This is a genomic window from Roseateles sp. AC306 (assembly GCF_979253795.1).
The window spans coordinates 1-318 of sequence record NZ_CEEDEB010000062.1; the positions used below are offsets into that span (position 1 = coordinate 1).

1 protein-coding gene is annotated in these 318 nt (G+C 67.9%); it reads left to right on the forward strand.

Annotated elements, in window-relative coordinates:
- Positions 1-318: hypothetical protein (locus tag AC0IZJ_RS28395; RefSeq protein WP_471855599.1), on the forward strand; the 318-nt coding region annotated here is incomplete at both ends.

Consider the following 318-nt stretch of genomic DNA (forward strand, 5'->3'; position numbering starts at 1 on the left):
GCACTGACCTCTGGCCAGTTCGGCAGCCTGACGACCACCCAGCTCGCCAAGCTGGAAACGGCCGACCTGCGTGCCGTGACCACCGCCGCGCTTGCAGGCCTCTCGTCCGACCAGGTCGGCGCTCTCGCCAGCGACGCCGTCGGCGCCATGTCCACGGCACAGATCGCGTCGCTCAGCACGCTCCAGGTCAAGGGCTTGACCGCTGGTGACATGGATGCGCTGACATCCAGCCAGGTCGCGACTCTGAACTCCGCTCAGGCCGCCGCGCTCTCCACCGCTCAGCTCGCCGCCATCGAGACCGAGGACATCAAGTCCATC